Here is a 17,337-nt window from a genome sequence, read left to right as displayed (position 1 = left end):
GGCATCAGCCCTTGGTGAAGCCCAGCGTCGAAACCTTGCCCGGATAATCGGCCACGGTCGGACTGTTCCAGTCCGTCGAGTTATTCCCGAGGTGGTGCTTCACTTCGAAGTAATTCTCGAAGCTCTCGCTGCTGGGAATGGCGCCGGACGACTCGCCACTGCTGTAACGGTCGGTATAGCGATTGATATCTGAATAAATGGCCTTGATCTGGTCATCCTCGTTATGGATGTCCATATTGCTATGCCCCAGAGCATCCCAGCTCTGCTGGTTGTACTGGAACAGGCCGGTGAAGTTGCCGTTCTGGGCTTGCTGGTTGAAACTGGACTCGTAATAGGCCTGATCCACTGCGGTCTTGATCTGGTCCGACGTGAAGCCATGCTGCTGACCGAAATCGACGATCTTGTCGACAACCTTCGTCTGAGCGTCGGTCAGGGGGATGTTGGTGGTGTAATGATTGCCGCTGGGCGTGGTGTGGACCTGGCCATTGCCCGGGTCCGGCGGGTCGTTGGGCGTCGGGCTGGGAATGGGAGATGGGAAGGGAGATGGAGAGGGCAGGGGAGAAGGCGACGGAGACGGGGACGGGTGCCCCGTCACCGTGATCGTCGTTATTGTTTGTCCGCCCGTGTCATAGCCGCCGGCGACGAGATCCAGTTCGGCTTTCTTCAAAGCGCGCATGTCAGTCTCCGATTGAGGTGTTGGTGAACGGTTTTATTGCGGGTCAGGCTGCGACATCACCGGATCGTCCGACCGTGTTTTTATAGTCGGTGAATTTCCTGACCCATTCCTGGCTAGTCTGGTCGGACTGTTTCTCGATATCCTGGAGGCCGAGTGGCCGAAATTCCGTGGGGTCTATCTCGAGGAATTTGGCTATCTCGTGAATAGATCCTTCAGTGTCCGCCAAAAAATCCTCATAATATATCCGGAATGGTGACGTTCCGGTCATTTTAAATATTTCTTCCCAGGCGTTCTCCTGGTGGTTAATCCACTGTTCGGCACTGAGCATTGCCTTCAGGTCATACTCTGGGTCTTTTTTGTATTCGACGCCTGAGAACCATGCGGCTGTCTGGACCGCCTTTGCATAGGAAACCGCCTGTGCGACCCGGTCCCTGCGGACCAGGTAAATAACCTTGTCGGATTCGATCATCGGCAACAGGGCTTCGTGATTGGCTGCGATGTTTCGATAATCCGAAACGAAGGCCTTGAACCCGAAGACCCCGTTGGGTGACGTCCTCACCGCCTTGAGGCGTTTCCAATAGGTAAGGCTGTCGCCTCGCCCCAGGCGCTGGATCATGCGATCCCGGTTGCTCAGGTTCGTATATTCCATGGGGGCGCCCATGGCCCCGGTGTTCCACAACTGGATACTCAAGTGGGTGCTGCCAGTCCGTGGAATGGCGGCGATCATGTAGGTTTTCTTGGGCTCTCCCCGATAAGGGGGAAAGTCGTTCTCACGCTCATACAACCTGGCAACCGGATGCAATTCATCCTCCATTGGTCATGACATGGGGCGGTGGCGGTGGGCGATCAGCAGCGTTCCAGCCTGATAAGGCGATCCGCGACCTGAATCGTTTCCTTGCGATGTGCAATCACGATTCTCGTTATATTAAGTGAGGAGAGGGTTTTATTGATATTTCTCTCTGTTTCGACATCCAGGTGAGATGTCGCTTCATCGAGGAGAAGTATTTTTGGGTCTTTGTATAGGGCGCGGGCCAGAAGAATGCGTTGCTTCTGACCGCCGGACAGGGTGGAGCCCATGTCGCCGACGAAGGTCTCCGCCTTCATAGGCATCCTGTTGACTTCCTTGTCGATGCAGACCATGGATAGGCAACGCCAGACCTTGTCCATGTCCAGCTTTTCATCGAAGAAGGAGACGTTCTCGGCGATCGAGCCCGGCAGCAGTTCGTCATCCTGCATGACGATGCCGAAGTTTCGGCGCATCAGCTTCACGCCCCAGGTCGCCAAGGGCAAGCCGTCCAGGCGTACCTCTCCCGCCGTGGGGGGGTAGAGACCGCTGAGAACCTTCATCAAGGTCGACTTGCCCGCGCCCGATGGGCCGACGATGGCGACGAATTCCCCCGGTTCCACCCGCAGATTCACATTGCGCAGGACCAGGCGATCCGTGGGGCCGTATTGGAAGTAGATGTTCTCCGCCTCCACAAGTCCTTGGATGTCCCCGAGGTCCGGCCTGCTGCGCTCCGCATCGTCTTCGGCGGGTGTCAACACGATGTCGGCGAGCCTGAAGGTGTACAGGCTCAACATGCGGGCACTGATGACTTGGTCGACCAGATTGGTGACGCGGGCGTTGAACTGGGCCCTGTAGCTGATGAAGGCATACAGGATGCCGATCGACATCGTGTTCTTGATGATGGCCAGCACGCCCAGATAAATCACGATGATGGTTATGAGAACGTCGATCGTGCGCTGGCAGATCTGAAAGCCATTGGCGATCAGGGCATTTTCCTGGCCGGTGCGGATTGTGTCCGCGAATTTGTTGGCCCAGTTTCCTTCCCGCTCCGCCTCGCCGCCCATGGCCTTGATGGTCTGGATTGCACGCAAGGTTTCCAGTCGCTTGCCCTGTTCGACGATGGTGGCCTGCAAGGCGTTGGCGGCATACTTGCGGCTGAGGGGCAGCCACGCCAACCGGATCAGGACGTACACGGCCAAACCCGCCAAGGTCACGATGGAGAGCGCCGGGGAGAACACGAACATCATCACGACCGTGACGATGGACAGGGCACCATCGATTACGGCGCCAACGACACCGTTGGAGATCAGGTTGCGGATGGGGTCGATGGACTGGAAGCGGCTGTTGGTGTCGGCCAGACGCCGCCGTTGAAACCAGGGTAGGGGCAGCCTCACCATGTGGTGGAACAGCCGGACAGTCATGTCCCAATTCAGCAGCGCCGCCACCTTCTGGAATATCACGGCCCGGAACGCTTCCGCCCCGGCATTGATGACGGCGAAGCCCGCGAAGCCCAACGCCAGCGTTCGTAGCAGGTCTTCATCCCCTTTCATGGCGGCGTTGTCGATCGCCATCTGCAAATAGAATGGTGAAACCGATACGTAAATTTGGGCGACGATCGACAGGACGAGGGCGTGCAGCAATCCGCGCTTCACCTCGGGGGACAGGCGGATGATGCCGCCGAGGCCCAGAGGAGAGCGCTCCACCCGTTTCTGAAACCCGGGTGATGGCGAAAGTTCCAGGGCGACGCCGGTGAATTTGCGGGATATCTCCTGAATACTCAGGAAAATGTAGCCTTTCGCCGGGTCAAATAATTTGTATTTCTTGCCTTTTCGCCCGCTGAAGACGACGAAATGCTTCAGCCCCCAATGAAGGATGGAGGGTATTTTCAAATCGCCGATTTCATCCAACTCGCACCGCACGGCGCGACCTGACATGCCTACGGAATTGGAGATGGTTATGATGTCCTTCAGGCTGGAACCGCGGGCGGAAACGGGATACCGCTGACGCAGCCAATTCAAATCGATATTGGAGCCAGCCAGCGCAGCCGCCATCGCGACGCAGGCCAAACCGCACTCTGCAGCTTCCGTTTGGCGATTACGAATATCCGATATCATTCCGATCTGCGCCTTACCGCTAGGATGGGGTCAAGGATCCATTCGATAAAGGACTGGGAGCCGGTGGTTATATCGGCTGTTACTTTTGTTCCTGGGCTGATGTCCCATCGCTTCTGGTAGGCTTCTATGTATTGCTTATCTATTTTTACTTCGATCTTGTACATTGACTCCTTGGTGTCTAAAGGGATCGGAATCTCGTTGGGGGGCACTGGAGCGGTGGACAGCGCCGATACTTTCCCATGACCGACGCCGAAACGCTGGTATGGAAATGGGTCGTACATGACCCTGACCTCATCGTTTACTTTAATGAAGCCAATCGCCTTTGACGGGGCCCACAACTCAGCTTCCAATTCAGAGTTATTGGGCATGATAATTGCGACAATCGCACCCTGGTGGATGGAGTCCCCAGATTTCGCATGTAAATAAACAATTTTTCCTTTTACTGGTGATGTGATTGTTCCGCTGCCCTGGGCTTGGTTATTCGCTTGTTTCTGAGTTATCTCAGCTTTTGATATAGATAGTTGCGATGTCATGTCTTCATAGTCGTCTTCAAGTTTCTTAATTTGAAGCTTTATCTGTTTTATATTGGATTCATTTTCTTCAATTTGATTATCAATTCTTGATAAGCCTTGCTGTGCCTCTATAAGCTGGCCTTCCCTCTCCCTCAGTTGCACCTCAGAGAAATATCCTTTTTCGCTCAGCAGCAGGGCTGATTTGAAAGACTTTTCTCGTAGCTCAATGAGCTTTATCTGAAGTTGTCTGTCACTTTTATATCGTAATTGTTGAGACTGTATGGTTTTTAACTTTACTATTTCTGTGTCCTTCTGGTCTTTGAGAGAGGCGCTGCGGGTCTCCAGTTGTCTTTCCAGGGCCTCTTTTTGGGCATCGGCTGATGCGTTGAGAACCTCGCTTAACTGGTCGCCGCCGTTAATTGTCTGGTCCGAATTAATATCAAGTATAGGTGAATTCTCTTCTATGAAATCCCCCTCTTTCGCATAAATTTCGGAAACGACTGCGTCGCGCGGCATCGTTATTTTCAGGGCGCCGCCGATCGGCTGCATGATGCCTTGAACCGTCTCTTTTCTTGTGAATTGCCCAAGAATCAAAAATGCTATAATGACTATTACGGATGCTGTGATAAACCATGTAAATATAAGAGCGTTAATGCCTATGTTTTTAAAGGGCGAGCCGAGCTTTAATGTTGCTGCGTCTACGGCCTCTTTTCTATAAAGATCAACTTTATCTCTATCGGAATTTGGGTTCATGTAGTTCAAATTGGGACACCATTTAAAGTCGCGTTACGGGAAACGCCATTATTGCGTTTATGTGAACACTTCGGCGCCTGTATAATGATGCAATCTTGTGATGTTTTTTTTGGGTAACATGGGACATTTACCATGTCAACGTCCCGTGGGCGGGTATATCAACCATTCCAGAGTTATTTCTCCAGCGGACCGGCCAGAATTCTATCGAGAATTTCAAGATTTAAGGAAAATAGGACGGCTGCTTCTGGTCGTCTCACGGGGATGCCGGATGATATTTTGTAATCTTCTGGAAAAGATTTGCATCCTGTGGTCGGTTGAGTGCTGCGTGATCAACTAGTGGACAACCCTTCCGGGTGTATCGTGCTGTTGCGGATTGTGCCCATGATAAGCGACCGTCCGCCGGAATCCTTTATTCCGTATTGATTTAATTTGTCGTGGGCGGGAAGGGGCATTTTTTACGAAAATGCGTAACTTTGTTAGATAGTGACCCAGTGACAACTTGTCGCATTCCATTGTATCTGAGTGGTATAACCATTTATGACTATGAACATACTTGGGTGGTATTCCTAGAGTGTGCTGTTTTCCAATGGCGGTTGCCATTGTTGTCCGGGCACCATCGACTTCGCGGTCAGTCGCTTGATTGATTCATAGGGCAACTGGGATGCCAAGGCCCGGCATCGGTATCCGCGATGCCGGGCCGTCCCGGGGGGCAGGAGGGGAAGTCCGGATTGGGCTCGGAGGCCGATGACGGACGCCCTGATCTTACGGTCAGGGCTCCATGCCCAGGCACAGATATTTCAGGTCCAGATACTCCTCGATGCCGTGGCGGGAGCCTTCCCGGCCCAGGCCGGACTCCTTCATTCCGCCGAACGGCGCCACTTCGGTTGAGATGGCGGCGGTGTTGATGCCGACCATGCCGAAGTCCAGCGCCTCGGATACCCGGACGAAGCGGTTGAGGTCACGGGTGAAGGCATAGGCCGCAAGGCCCGAGGTGGTATCGTTGGCCAGCGCCACCGCTTCCGCCTCCGTGGTGAAACGGTGCAGCGCCGCCACCGGTCCGAACGTCTCCTCCCGGGTGATCCGCATCGTCCGCGTCAGGCCCGTCAGCACCGTTGGGCTGTAGAAGGTGCCGCTGTCACCCAGGCGATGGCCGCCGGTCAGCACTGTGGCCCCTTGTGACACGGCGTCGTCCACATGGCTCGCCACCTTGGCCAGCGCGTGGGCGTTGATCAGGGGCCCCTGGTCGGTCGGGCCCGCCAGACCATCGCCCACCACCAGCCCTGCCACGCGCGCCGCCAAGCGCTGGGCGAAGGCGTCGTGGATGCCATCCTGGACCAGAAGGCGGTTGGCGCAGACGCAGGTTTGGCCGGTGTTGCGGAACTTGGCCAGCATGGCCCCCTCCACCGCCACGTCCAGGTCGGCGTCGTCGAAGACGATGAAGGGGGCGTTGCCGCCCAGTTCCATGGACACGCGCTTCATGGTGCCGGCCGCCGCCGCCGTCAGCCGCTTACCCACGGCGGTGGACCCGGTGAAGGTCAGCTTGCGCACCCGGCCATCGGCCATCCAGGCATCGCCGATGGCCGGCGCGTCGCCGCACAGGATGTTCAGAACGCCCGCCGGCACGCCGGCTTCTTCCGCCAGAACGGCCAGGGCCAGCGCGCTCAAGGGCGTCAACTCTGATGGCTTGAGCACCACGGTGCAGCCGGCGGCCAGCGCCGCGCCCACCTTGCGGGTGATCATGGCCGCTGGGAAGTTCCAGGGGGTGATGGCCGCCACCACCCCCACCGGCTGGCGGGTCACCAGGATGCGGGCGTCGGCCCGGGGGGCGGGGATGGTCTCGCCATAGACGCGCTTCGCCTCCTCCCCGAACCACTCCAGGAAGCTGGCGGCATAGGCCATCTCCCCCTTCGCCTCGGCCAAGGGTTTGCCCTGTTCCGCCGTTAATAGCCGGGCCAGGTCGTCGCTGTGGGCCGTCATGAGGTCGAACCACCGGCACAGGACGGCCGCGCGGTCCTTCGCTGTCCGCTTGCGCCAGCCGGGCTGGGCCGCGTGGGCGGCGTCGGTCGCCATCCGCGCCTCGGCCCCGCCCATGCGGGGGACGTGGCCCAGCACTTGGCCGGTGGCCGGGTTGGTGACCGCCACCGTCTCGCCATCGGCGGTCAGCCAGCGGCCGCCGATATAGGCCGCCTCGCGCAGCAGGTCCGGGCGGGTCAGCGCCAGGCGGCGCAGGTCCATGGCGGCGCTCATCGCGTCACCGTCAGGGCTTGCACCAGGATATCCAGGCCGGCATCCAGCTGCGCGTCCGGAATGGTCAGGGGCGCCAGGAGGCGGATGACGTTGCCGTGAACACCGCAGGTCAGCAGGATCAGGCCCAACTCCAGCGCCCGTGCCGTCACTTGGCGGGTGGCGTCGGGGTCCGGGTCGACGCCGCCACGCTCCTTGAAAATCTCGAAGGCGACCATGGCGCCGGGGCCGCGGATGGCGCCGATGGGCAGGATGTCGTTACGCTCCCGGACCGTTTCCAGCGTGGCCTTGATGCGCTGGCCGATGGCGTCGGCGCGCGCCAGCAGGCCCTCCTCCTCGATGACGTCCAGCACCGCCAGGGCGGCGGCACAGGCCACAGGATTGCCGGCGTAGGTGCCGCCCAGGCCGCCGGGTCCCACCTTGTCCATGATCGCGGCCCGGCCGATGACGCCGGACAGGGGGAAGCCACCGGCCAGCGATTTGGCGATCGTGACCAGGTCCGGTTCCACGCCGGTATGTTCGATGCCGAACATGCGCCCGGTGCGCCCGAATCCCGCCTGCACCTCATCGGCGATCAACAGGATGCCGTGGGCGTCGCACAGGCGGCGCAGCTCACGCAGCAGTTCCGGGGGCGCAGGGTTGAAGCCGCCCTCGCCCTGCACCGGCTCCAGGATGAAGGCGGCGACGCGCTCCGGCTCGATGTCCGACCGGAACAGGAAATCCAGCGCCTTCAGGCTGTCGGCGACCGTGGTGCCGTGGTGCGGTATGGGGAAGGGCAGGTGCCACACCTCCGGCGGCATCGGCCCTGCGTCCTTCTTGTAGGGATTGACCTTGCCGGTCAGGGCGGAGGTCATGAGCGTGCGGCCGTGGAAGGCGCCGGTGAAGGCGATGATCCCGCTGCGGCCGGTGGCGACGCGGGCGATCTTCACGGCGTTCTCCACGGCCTCGGCGCCCGTGGTGAAGAACACGGTCTTGGCCGCGCCGCTGAACGGGGCCAGGGCGTTCAGGCGCTCCGCCAAGGCGACGTAAGGCTCGTAGGCCGCCACCTGGAAGGCGCTGTGGGTGAACCGCTCCATCTGCGCGGCGGCGGCGGCCATGACCCGGGGATGCCGGTGGCCGGTGTTCAGCACGGCGATGCCGCCCGCGAAGTCGATGTAACGCCGCCCGTCGACATCCCACAGCAGGGAATTGTCGGCGCGCTCGGCATAGATCGCGGTGGCATGGGCGACGCCGCGCGGCACGGCGGCGGTGCGGCGGGCGAGAAGGTCGGCGTTACGGGACATGGGGGGGCATCCTCTGGGGCGAGGGTAGGGGGCGGCGATCCCGCCGGTGGGCCGGCGGGCCGAATGGAAGGTCAGGCCGATGACGGTGGCGGGGCGTCAGCCGCGTTGTCGTCGCCGGTCCAGCGCCAGGGTGGCCAAGCACAGCTGTTCGAACAGGATCTGGGCGCCGACCTGGGCGGTGTTGCTGGTGGGATCGTACTGCGGGGCGATTTCCACCACATCCGCGCCGATGACATCCAGGCCGGCCAGCCCGCGCAGGATGGCCAGCGCCTCCCGCGAGGTCAGGCCGCCCACCTCCGGCGTGCCGGTGCCGGGGGCATAGACCGGGTCCAGGCAATCGACATCGAAGGAGATGTAGACCGGCCCGTCGCCCACCACCTCCCGCGCCTTGGCGATCACCGCCTTGGCGCCCATCTCCGCCACATCCTCGGCGTGCAGCACGGTCATGCCGGCGTCGTAGGAGAACTCCCAGAAGAACTCCGCGCTGCCGCGGATGCCGATCTGGATGGTGCGGTCCGGGTCCAATACGCCGTCCAGCACGGCCAGGCGGAAGGGGCCGCTGTGATGGAAACGGGCACTGTCGTCGCTGCCGCTGGTGTCGCAATGGGCGTCGAAATGGATCAGGCCCACCGGACGCTCCCGGCCCAGCGCCTTCAGGATGGAATAGCTGACGGAATGGTCGCCGCCCACGCTCAGCGGCACCACCCCCGCCGCCGCCAGCCGCCCGTAAAAGGCCTGGATGTCGTGGTGGCAGGCCCCCAGGCTGAGATAGTTGCTGAAGGGCACGTCACCGATGTCGGCGATACTAGCCTGGGCCGAGGGAACCAGGCGCAGCACGTGCTCGTACGGGCCGATGCGGTCCATGCCGCGCACGGCACGGGGACCGAAGCGCGACCCCGCCCGGTTGGTGACCCCGAGATCCATGGGCACGCCGATCAGGGCGATGTCCAGGCCGCCGAAGTCATCCAGCGCCGCCAGATCGGGACGCAAGGGCGCGTCCAACAGGGTGCCGGCGTCGGCGAAGGGCTGGCGCGGCGCCTCCGCGCCCCGGAACACCGCCTCCGCCACCTCGCGGAAATGCGGGTCGAAGAAATCGGCCGGCGAGGCGGCGCCATAGCGCTGCCGCAGGCGGGCCAGCTTGGACTGATCCACGGTCGGTCCCCGTTTCAGCGCGCCGCGAGGATTTCGGCGGCGGCCCGCTCGCCGGACCGGATAGCGCCATCCATATAGCCGGGCCAGCGGCTGGCCGTTTCCGTGCCGGCCCAATGGATGCGTCCCGTAGGCTGGCGCAAGGTCGCGCCCAGGCTGGTCCAGGCCCCCGGCACCATGACACCGGCGTAGCCGCCCCGGGCGTACTCCTCCTCCAGCCAGGACAGCTCGATATACTCCCGCATGTCGGCGGCCCGGGGACCGAATAGGCGCACCAGGGAGCGGGTGACGGCGGCTTGGCGCTCGGCCGGCGTGCGGGCGGTCCATTCCTTGGCCTCGTCCCCCTCGATGAAGGCGACCAGGATGCCGGGCGTGCCGGCGGCGGGGGAGTTGTCGTAGATCAGGCTGACCGGGCCGTCTTCGGTGATGGCCATGCCCGACAGGCCTTCCTCCCGCCAGAAGGGGACGGGGTAGAGGCACTGCACCTTGATGCAGGCGCCCATGGGCATGCGCTGGGCCAGGTGGTCCCGCGCTCCCGGCAGGGGCGGGCTGTAGCGCAGGCGCGCGGCGAGCGCCGGGGGCAGGGTCATGATGACATGGCCGGCCCGCACCGTTTCGCCCGTCACGGTGGTGATGGTCACGCCGTCCCCGTCTTGGGCCAGGGCGGCCACCGGGGTGTTGAGACGCAGTTGGGGGCGGACCGTGTCCGCCAGACGCTCCGCCAGGTGCTGGGCGCCCAGGCTGAAACGCCGTTCCTGGGCACCGCCGCCCATGCTGATCAGAGCGTCCAGGCCGCCGGCCGCCTTGATGTAGAACAGAACGTGCAGCAGCGACAGTTCCCGCGCCTCCGACGCCAGGACGGACCGGGCCAGGAAGCGCATCCAGAACCGCGCCTCGTCCCCGGCGGCGGTGCGGAGGATCCAGGCGTCGAAGCTCTCACTGTCCAGGGCGGCGGCATTGGGGCTGGTCCATGGGGCCTCGGCGTCCACCGTCGCCGCCAGGATGTCCAGCGCCTGGAAGGTGGCCTCCACTTCCGCCAGGGCGTCGGGCTCATGGGGCGGCAGCAGGCCGGTGAAGCGCATCAGGCGGCCGTTGTGGAGGCAGAGGTTTTCCCCCTCCTCGAAGGAGGGGAAGGTTTCCACCCCCAGTTCCTCGGCCAGGGCCAGCACCTTATCCTGGCCCGGCCCCACCCATTGGCCGCCGACGTCGATGGGGGTGCCGTCCTGGGCGCGGCGGGTATGGATGCGGCCGCCGACGCGGTCGCGCGCCTCCAGCACGGTGACGCGCAGGCCGGCGTCCACCAGGGCGCGGGCGGCGGTCAGGCCGGCGAAACCGGCCCCGATGATGGCGACATCAACCGGCTCCGCGCAGGCGGATTCCGGGCGGTAGGCGGACTCGATAGGCTGGCCCATAACGCTCTCCGGTTCTTAGAGGTAGGTGCGCTGCGCGGCGATGATCAGGGACTGCACCGCTTGGCGTGAGCGGAAGCTGTTGGCGGTCGCCAGCCATTGCAGAAGAATGCCGACGAAGCCGGTGAAGATGAAATTGGCCAGGCCGTCGATGTCCGGCTTGATGCTGCCATCACGGACATCGCTGGCGTCGGCCAGGACGGACCGGTACAGGTCCAGATATTCCTCGTACTTGCGCTTGGCCAGCCATTCGGACCCCGGCGTGCTCAGCGCGTAGAGGGTCAGGTTGAACAGGGCCAGTTGCTCATCGGGGCTGCGTTCCACCTCGCCCCGGATGAAGGTCAGCAGGTGGTCGATGCGGTCGTGCAGCCGTTCGGGCGCCGAGAAATAGGCGGACAGGCTGGCGCGTGACTGGGCCACCAGGTGGGTCAGCACGTTCATCAGCACGGCGTCCTTGCCGTCGAAATAATAGTGCAGGGTGCCCAGGTTCACGCTGGCCTCGCCCGCGATCTTGCGCGTCGTGGTCCCGTGCACACCTTCGCGGGCGATGACGGTGACGGCGGCGGCCATGATGGCCTCCCGCTTTTCCTCGCGCTTCTCCTCGCTTTTGGTCTTCGGGGGCTTGGACACGGGCGTTTCCTCTGGTCTCGCGGGCTGCCGGCCCTTTGGGCGGGCGGTTGGCGGGGACGGCATGCTGATCGGGGTGCTAGCGGGGGTCAACAGGGGTCGATGATGGCTGCGGATCAATGGGAGTGACGGCGCCCAGCCGTTCCTCCAGCGTGGCGGCGGCGGCCAGCACCAGGCCGTCGCGGAACCGGCCGGCCACCAACTGGACGCCCAACGGGCCGTCCGTTCCCCGGTGCACCGGCACCGACAGGGCGGGCACGCCTAGGAAGGCCGTCGCGGTGCAGGGGCTGTGCGCCGTCAGCAGCCGCCGGGCCTCCTCCACGCCGCGCACATCGTAGCCGACGGGGAAGGGCACCGACCAAGCGGTGGGCATCAGCAGCAGGGGGAAGTCCTCGAAGAACATTTGCCAGTCGCGCTGGAAGGTCGTGCGGCTGCCCAGGCCCGCCAGCATCTCCTCCGCCGTCAGGGTGGGGACGCAGGCCGCCGTCAGGTCCAGGGAGCGGAGGAACACCTCGCCGCCCAGGGCGAAGGCGGCCCGCGCGCTGGGGCTGCGGCAGTCGTTGGACAGCAGGGTCATCCACAACTCCGCCGCTTCCTCGAAGCGGGGCGGGGCGGCCTCCACCACCTCATAGCCGGCGTTGGCCAGCGCATCGGCGGCGCGGCGCAGGGCGGCCAGGACGGGGGCGTCGGCGGCGTGGTCCGGGGTGCCGGTGAACAGGGCGACCCGGTGCCGGGCCGTGTCATCGGGGAAATCCAGGGGCGCCGGCACCCAGGCCGGGTCGCGCGCATCGCGCCCCGCCATGGTTTCCAGCCCCAGGCGGATATCGCGGACCGAACGCGCCAAAACGCCCTGTGTGGACCCCGTCTGCAGGCACAGTGACCGCTCGGCCTTGCCCGTGGGGTTGTAGGCGGGGACCCGGCCCGTGGTGGGGCGCAGGCCGAAGACACCGCAGGCGCTGGCCGGCAGGCGGGCGGATCCCGCCAGATCGTTGCCGTGGGCCAGGGGCACCATGCCGGTGGCCACAGCCGCTGCCGCCCCGCCGCTGGACCCGCCCACGTTCAGGGCGGGGTTCCAGGGATTCAGGGTCAGGCCGTGCGGCTCGTTATCGGTGAACCAGCGGCAGGAGAAGGCGGGGGCGTTGCTGCGGCCCAGCAGGATGGCCCCGGCCTTGCGCCAGTTCGCCACCTGAGGGCTGTCCTCCGCCGCCACCAGGCTGGTGAAGGCGGCGACGCCGTTGGTGGTGGCGCTGCCGGCCTGGTCGACATTGATCTTGGTCGTCACGGGCAGGCCGTGCAGTGGGGGCAGGGGCGCGCCGGTGGCCGCGCGGGCGTCGGCCTGGTCAGCGGCGGCCAGGGCCGCGTCGCGGCTTATTTCGGTCAGGGCGTTCACCGCCGGGTTGACGGCCATGATGCGATCCAGGCAGGCGGTCGTCGCCTCCCGGGCTGAAACCCGTCGTTCCCGGATCGCGGATGCCAGATCCGTGGCATCCCATTGCCAAAGCGCGGTGCCGCCCATGTCCTGTCCCTGTTCCTGAAAGACATTTTTTTTAAGAAGGCGTCGGCGTCGTGCGGCGGGTCGTTGCCAGGCCGCGGACCGGTTCCGGGACGCTTTACGGGGCGTCCGGGGCCGGATCGACGTTTGTCATGCTTTCCTGGGTACAGGCCGCAAATGGCGCTGTCAATCATATTTGGTCATATGATCAATTTATTTTTGGGACGATCCTGGCCAGGGGTTCAGCCTATTCCATCGGTTTTTTTGTCGCGCTTTTTCCGGGCGGGGGAATGACTGCGTACGGGGATAACGACTAAAAGTATTATATAACAATATGTTATTATGGAACAGTCTGCGAGCTGTCGTCGTCCGTGATTGGCCAAACCCAAAATCTTTATCCTTGACAACCTTTCCGAAATGCGTCGCACTTGGGGCACAAATTGGTCAAATGATCAAACATTGACGTGAACAGGGTATCCGGCCGGCTCTGGCTGGAAATGGCTTTGATGCTCCGGTGCGGGACGACCGTCCGGTGATTTCCGATGCAGGCTGGCGTCCTTCGGGGCGCGGGTCCTTTTGGCGGGGCGCGACAGTGGCCCCGGACGGGGATGGCTTGCCGGACAATGGCCGCCGCAAAGGCGTGCCGCGATCAAATGAACGGGAAGATTCGGGAGACGGAAATGAAGCGGAAACGGTATGCCTATGCGGCCCTCGGCCTGTCTTGCTCCCTGGTGTTGGGGGCGTCGGCGCCATCGCGCGCCGCGGAACCCGCCACCGCCCCTGGGACCGCCCCTGGGGCTGGCGCCTCTGACGACGTGCTTCAAGACATCGTGGTGACGGCGCAACGGCGCGCCCAAAGCTTGCAGGACGTTCCGGTATCGGTCAGCGCCTTCGCCGGCGACGACCTGAAAAGTCGGGGTGTCACCTCCATCGACCAGATCGGCGGCATGATCCCCAACGTCCAGATCCATAACGACAAGGGCGGCGGCGCCCCCACCTGGGTCATCCGCGGCGTGGCGCTGTTCGACTTCAACGCCAACAATAACCCCGCCACCGCCATCTACATCGACGACGTCTACCAAAGTTCCGCCGTCATGGGCGGCGGCGCGCTCTATGACCTGGAGCGGGTGGAGGTGCTGAAGGGCCCGCAGGGCGGGCTGTACGGCCGCAACACCACCGGCGGCGCCGTCCAGGTGCTGTCCAAGCCGGCCAAGCTGGGCGCCACGGACGGCTATGCCTCCGTAGATTATGGCAAGTGGAACGAATACCGGGTGGAGGGGGCGCAATCCATCCCCGTCACCGATACCCTGGCGCTGCGCATCGCCGCGGTGCAGGAGGGCGGCGACGGCTGGCAGAAGACCCTGGCCGGCAATACCCGGTGGGGCGCGCCCGACCGGACCTCGGCCCGCCTTCAGGCCCTGTTGCAGCCGTCGGAGCGCTTCACCGCCCAGCTGAAGTTGTTCGGCAGCCGGGACCAGTCACAGACCACGCTGGCCACCAGCAACGCCGCCTATGACGCCAACGGCGGCTTCTGCGGCGCCGTGGCCGGTGGGGGCAACGGTAACGCCTCCTGCCTCAACTTCGCCCAGTTCAACAACCTGATCACCGGCACCACCGGCGCCTTGTCCTCGGCCAGCCAGTCCAACGACGGCCGCGCCGTCATCTCCAGCCCCATCAACCGGCTGGACAATCATGAGTGGGGCGCCACGCTGACGCTGGACTATGACTTCGACGCCGCCCGCCTCACGTCCATCAGCGCCGCGGATTATTTCCACTACGGCCAGGTTTACGACTACGACGCCACCAACCTCCGGCTGGGTGATCAGGCGGAACAGGCCACCATCCGCAACCTGTCCCAGGAACTGCGCCTGACCTCCACCGGCGACACCCGGTTCAAGTGGCTGGCCGGTGCCGTCTACGCCCAGACCGGATTCCAGGAGTACCGGACGTTCGACATGCGCGACAACGTGGCCGTCGTCTCCGCCTCCTTCACGCCGTTGGGCGTGCCGCAGCAGGATGGCGTGCTGGCGGTGCAGTACCGGCAGCAGACCCGCCACGCCTCGGTCTATGGTCAGGCCGACTACGCCTTGACCGACCGCCTGAACCTCTCGGCCTCGCTGCGCTACGCGACGGAGGAGACGGACTTCCGCAACGGCAAGGACTTCTTCCCCCTGGCCGGCATCACCCTGCTGAACAATCTGAACTCCACCTACCGCCTGCATGACCATGTGTCGGGCAAGGTGTCGGCCGATTACCACCTGACCGATACCGTTCTGCTCTACGCCTCGGCGGCGCGGGGCTACAAGTCGGGCGGCGTCTTCGGCGGCTTCCCCCAGGAACCGGGCGACGTGACCCCGTATAAGGAGGAAATCGTCTGGGCCTATGAGACGGGGGTGAAGAGCACCTGGCTGGACCACCGGCTGCAGGTCAACCTGGCCGGCTTCCATTATGACCACAATAATCTGCAGGCGTTGACCACCCTGCCCAGCGTGCTGACGCCAGGCCAGTTCATTTTCCGCCTGACCAATGTGGGCAAGGCCACGCACGACGGCGTCGAACTGGAAACGACGCTGAAGCCCCTGCCGGGCCTGACGTTGCAGGCCTCGGGCGCCTATGTCGACGCCGAGGTGACGCAGAGCAACGACGTCCTCTATTCCTTCGACAACCGCGTGCTGCCCTGGCAGGGACGCCGCATCGACTATTCGCCGCGGTGGACCGGCTCCTTCAGCGTCCGCTACGACCATGCGGTCACGGCGGATCTGGTGGGCACGGCGCAGCTCGATTTCGACGTGCGCAGCGCGCAGGTCATCGGCAGCACCTTGGTCGACAGCGCCTTGCGCAACATCGGCGGTTACGGTCTGCTGAACGGGCGGCTGACGCTGGCGTCCGACCATGACGGGTGGAGCGTGTCGCTGTGGGGCAAGAACCTGCTGAACCGGCATTACTTCACTGACCGCAGCAATGACGGCCTGGGCAGCTATTACTCGGTATACGGCCGGCCGCTCAGCTATGGCCTCAATTTGACGAAGACCTGGTAAGGCGCCATGGCCCACCACGCGCCGCCGCTTACCCCTGGGGAGGGCTTCATGGCTTCCGTCACCACGTCCACGGACCAACGGGTCCCGCCGCTCCTGTCACTGGCGGCCATCACCGCCTTTGGCCTGATCGGGCCCTTCGTCTTCCTGGTATCGCCGGTCATCGCCGGCCAACTGGCCCTTGAATGGCACTGGTCCCCCGGCGACATCGGCTTGCTCATGTCGGCGGAGTTGGGGGGGCCGCCCTGGTTTCCTTTCCGGCGGCCTTCCTGTTGCGCCGCTTTTCCTGGCGGCCGCTGACCGTGGCGGCCAGCCTGGTGTTCGTCGGTGCCGCGGTGGGGTCGGGCGTCGTTGCCCGCGCGGGGGGTGACGCCGCGTGGCTCATCCCGTTGCGCTTCATCGGCGGGGCCGGGGGCGGCGCGCTGTCGGTCGTCTGCCTGCTGGCGGCGGGGCGCTCCGCCGATCCCCATCGGGCGTTCGCCTGCTGGACAGGGGGGCAGACGGTGTCGGCGGCCCTGGGCCTGCTCTACCTGCCGCGGCTGTTCGGGCATGTCGGCCTCGCCGGGCTTTACGCGCTGTTGGCCGTGGCGGCGCTGCTGGCCTTGACGATGGTGGCGGGGTTACCCGGCGGCTGGCCGGAGGCGGCGGGTGTCCAGCGTGGCGATGGTGGCCAGCGGGGCGGCTCAACAGCCGCCCGCCTGAATTTTCTCGCGATCTTTTGCTACTACCTGGCCATCAGCGGCGCCTGGGCCTTCGTCGGCGTGCCCGGTCTGGCCTTGGGCCTGACGGAGGAGGGGGTGGGCACGTTGACGGCGGTCGCCATGTTCACCGCCATCCTCGGGTCCGTCCTGGCCACCCTGTCCGGGCATGCCCGTCGCCGGGACGCCTACACGGTGGGCGTCTTCGGCCTCTTGCTGGCCTGCCTGGTGGCGTTGGCGTTCCCAGCGGGGCGGGGCGGCTTCATCGCCGCGGTGGTGTTGCTCCAGGTCTGCTGGTCCTTCCTGGTGCCCATGCTGTTGGCGGCGCTGGCCGATGCCGATGACGGCGGCGGGCTGGTGATCCTGTCCAACATGATCATCGGCGGCGGCGCCGCCTTGGGCCCGCTGCTGGCTGGCTACGCGCTGGATTTTGCCGGCAGCTATGTCGCGGTGGCGGCACAGGGGGCGCTGCTGCTGGCGCTCTCGGCTGCCGCCTTCATCGCCGCGCGCCGCCGGATCTAACCTGCGGCGCCCCGGCTTTCCACTTCCCCCGGTTTC

13 protein-coding genes are annotated in these 17,337 nt (G+C 64.0%); 3 read left to right on the top strand and 10 right to left on the bottom strand.

Annotated elements, in window-relative coordinates; translation table 11 throughout:
- Positions 1–4: 4 nt before the first annotated feature.
- From ULB03_RS01555 to ULB03_RS01510, 10 genes are all read right to left on the bottom strand, one after another.
- Positions 5–676: a hypothetical protein gene (locus tag ULB03_RS01555; RefSeq protein WP_322481564.1), complete on the bottom strand. Its 672-nt coding sequence runs from the start codon at positions 674–676 to the stop codon at positions 5–7.
- A gap of 43 nt (positions 677–719) precedes the next feature.
- Positions 720–1,403 carry a Stf0 family sulfotransferase gene (locus tag ULB03_RS01550; protein WP_322481563.1) on the bottom strand — a complete coding sequence of 228 codons (684 nt, stop codon included), beginning with the start codon at positions 1,401–1,403 and terminating at the stop codon, positions 720–722.
- A gap of 119 nt (positions 1,404–1,522) precedes the next feature.
- On the bottom strand, positions 1,523–3,577 hold the full coding sequence (locus ULB03_RS01545; protein ID WP_322481562.1) for a peptidase domain-containing ABC transporter: 2,055 nt from the start codon (positions 3,575–3,577) through the stop codon (positions 1,523–1,525).
- On the bottom strand, positions 3,574–4,842 hold the full coding sequence (locus tag ULB03_RS01540) for an HlyD family efflux transporter periplasmic adaptor subunit (protein ID WP_322481722.1): 1,269 nt from the start codon (positions 4,840–4,842) through the stop codon (positions 3,574–3,576). The genes ULB03_RS01545 and ULB03_RS01540 overlap by 4 nt, the downstream gene beginning before the upstream one ends.
- 768 nt (positions 4,843–5,610) lie before the next feature.
- Positions 5,611–7,089, bottom strand: coding sequence for an NAD-dependent succinate-semialdehyde dehydrogenase (locus ULB03_RS01535; RefSeq protein WP_322481561.1), 1,479 nt, complete (start codon positions 7,087–7,089; stop codon positions 5,611–5,613).
- Complete coding sequence (gene gabT / locus ULB03_RS01530) at positions 7,086–8,369, bottom strand: 4-aminobutyrate--2-oxoglutarate transaminase (protein ID WP_322481560.1); 1,284 nt, start codon at positions 8,367–8,369, stop codon at positions 7,086–7,088. The genes ULB03_RS01535 and gabT overlap by 4 nt, the downstream gene beginning before the upstream one ends.
- A gap of 96 nt (positions 8,370–8,465) precedes the next feature.
- Positions 8,466–9,521, bottom strand: a complete 1,056-nt coding sequence (gene speB, locus ULB03_RS01525) for an agmatinase (RefSeq protein ID WP_322481559.1) — start codon at positions 9,519–9,521, stop codon at positions 8,466–8,468.
- A gap of 14 nt (positions 9,522–9,535) precedes the next feature.
- Positions 9,536–10,930, bottom strand: coding sequence for a flavin monoamine oxidase family protein (locus ULB03_RS01520; protein WP_322481558.1), 1,395 nt, complete (start codon positions 10,928–10,930; stop codon positions 9,536–9,538).
- Positions 10,931–10,945: 15 nt separating this feature from the next.
- Positions 10,946–11,557, bottom strand: coding sequence for a TetR/AcrR family transcriptional regulator (locus ULB03_RS01515; protein ID WP_322481557.1), 612 nt, complete (start codon positions 11,555–11,557; stop codon positions 10,946–10,948).
- Positions 11,558–11,633: 76 nt separating this feature from the next.
- A complete protein-coding gene (locus ULB03_RS01510) occupies positions 11,634–13,070 on the bottom strand; it encodes an amidase (RefSeq protein ID WP_322481556.1) in 1,437 nt (478 codons plus the stop codon).
- Positions 13,071–13,726: 656 nt separating this feature from the next.
- On the opposite strand from ULB03_RS01510, the gene ULB03_RS01505 reads away from it, so the two are divergent.
- From ULB03_RS01505 to ULB03_RS01495, 3 genes are read left to right on the top strand one after another with little or no spacing between them, the layout of a single operon-like run.
- Positions 13,727–16,084 carry a TonB-dependent receptor gene (locus ULB03_RS01505; RefSeq protein ID WP_322481555.1) on the top strand — a complete coding sequence of 786 codons (2,358 nt, stop codon included), beginning with the start codon at positions 13,727–13,729 and terminating at the stop codon, positions 16,082–16,084.
- 48 nt (positions 16,085–16,132) lie between these two features.
- Entirely contained in the window at positions 16,133–16,381 is a 249-nt protein-coding gene (locus ULB03_RS01500; protein WP_322481554.1) for a hypothetical protein, read from the top strand.
- Positions 16,354–17,301 carry an MFS transporter gene (locus ULB03_RS01495; protein WP_322481553.1) on the top strand — a complete coding sequence of 316 codons (948 nt, stop codon included), beginning with the start codon at positions 16,354–16,356 and terminating at the stop codon, positions 17,299–17,301. Before ULB03_RS01500 ends, ULB03_RS01495 begins: the two co-directional genes overlap by 28 nt.
- The last annotated feature ends 36 nt before the right edge of the window (positions 17,302–17,337 follow it).

This window comes from Nitrospirillum goiasense, assembly GCF_034427435.1.
Taxonomy (GTDB): Bacteria; Pseudomonadota; Alphaproteobacteria; order Azospirillales; family Azospirillaceae; genus Nitrospirillum.
Note: the sequence above shows the minus strand (reverse complement) of the source record. Positions and strands in the feature narration are given on the sequence as shown.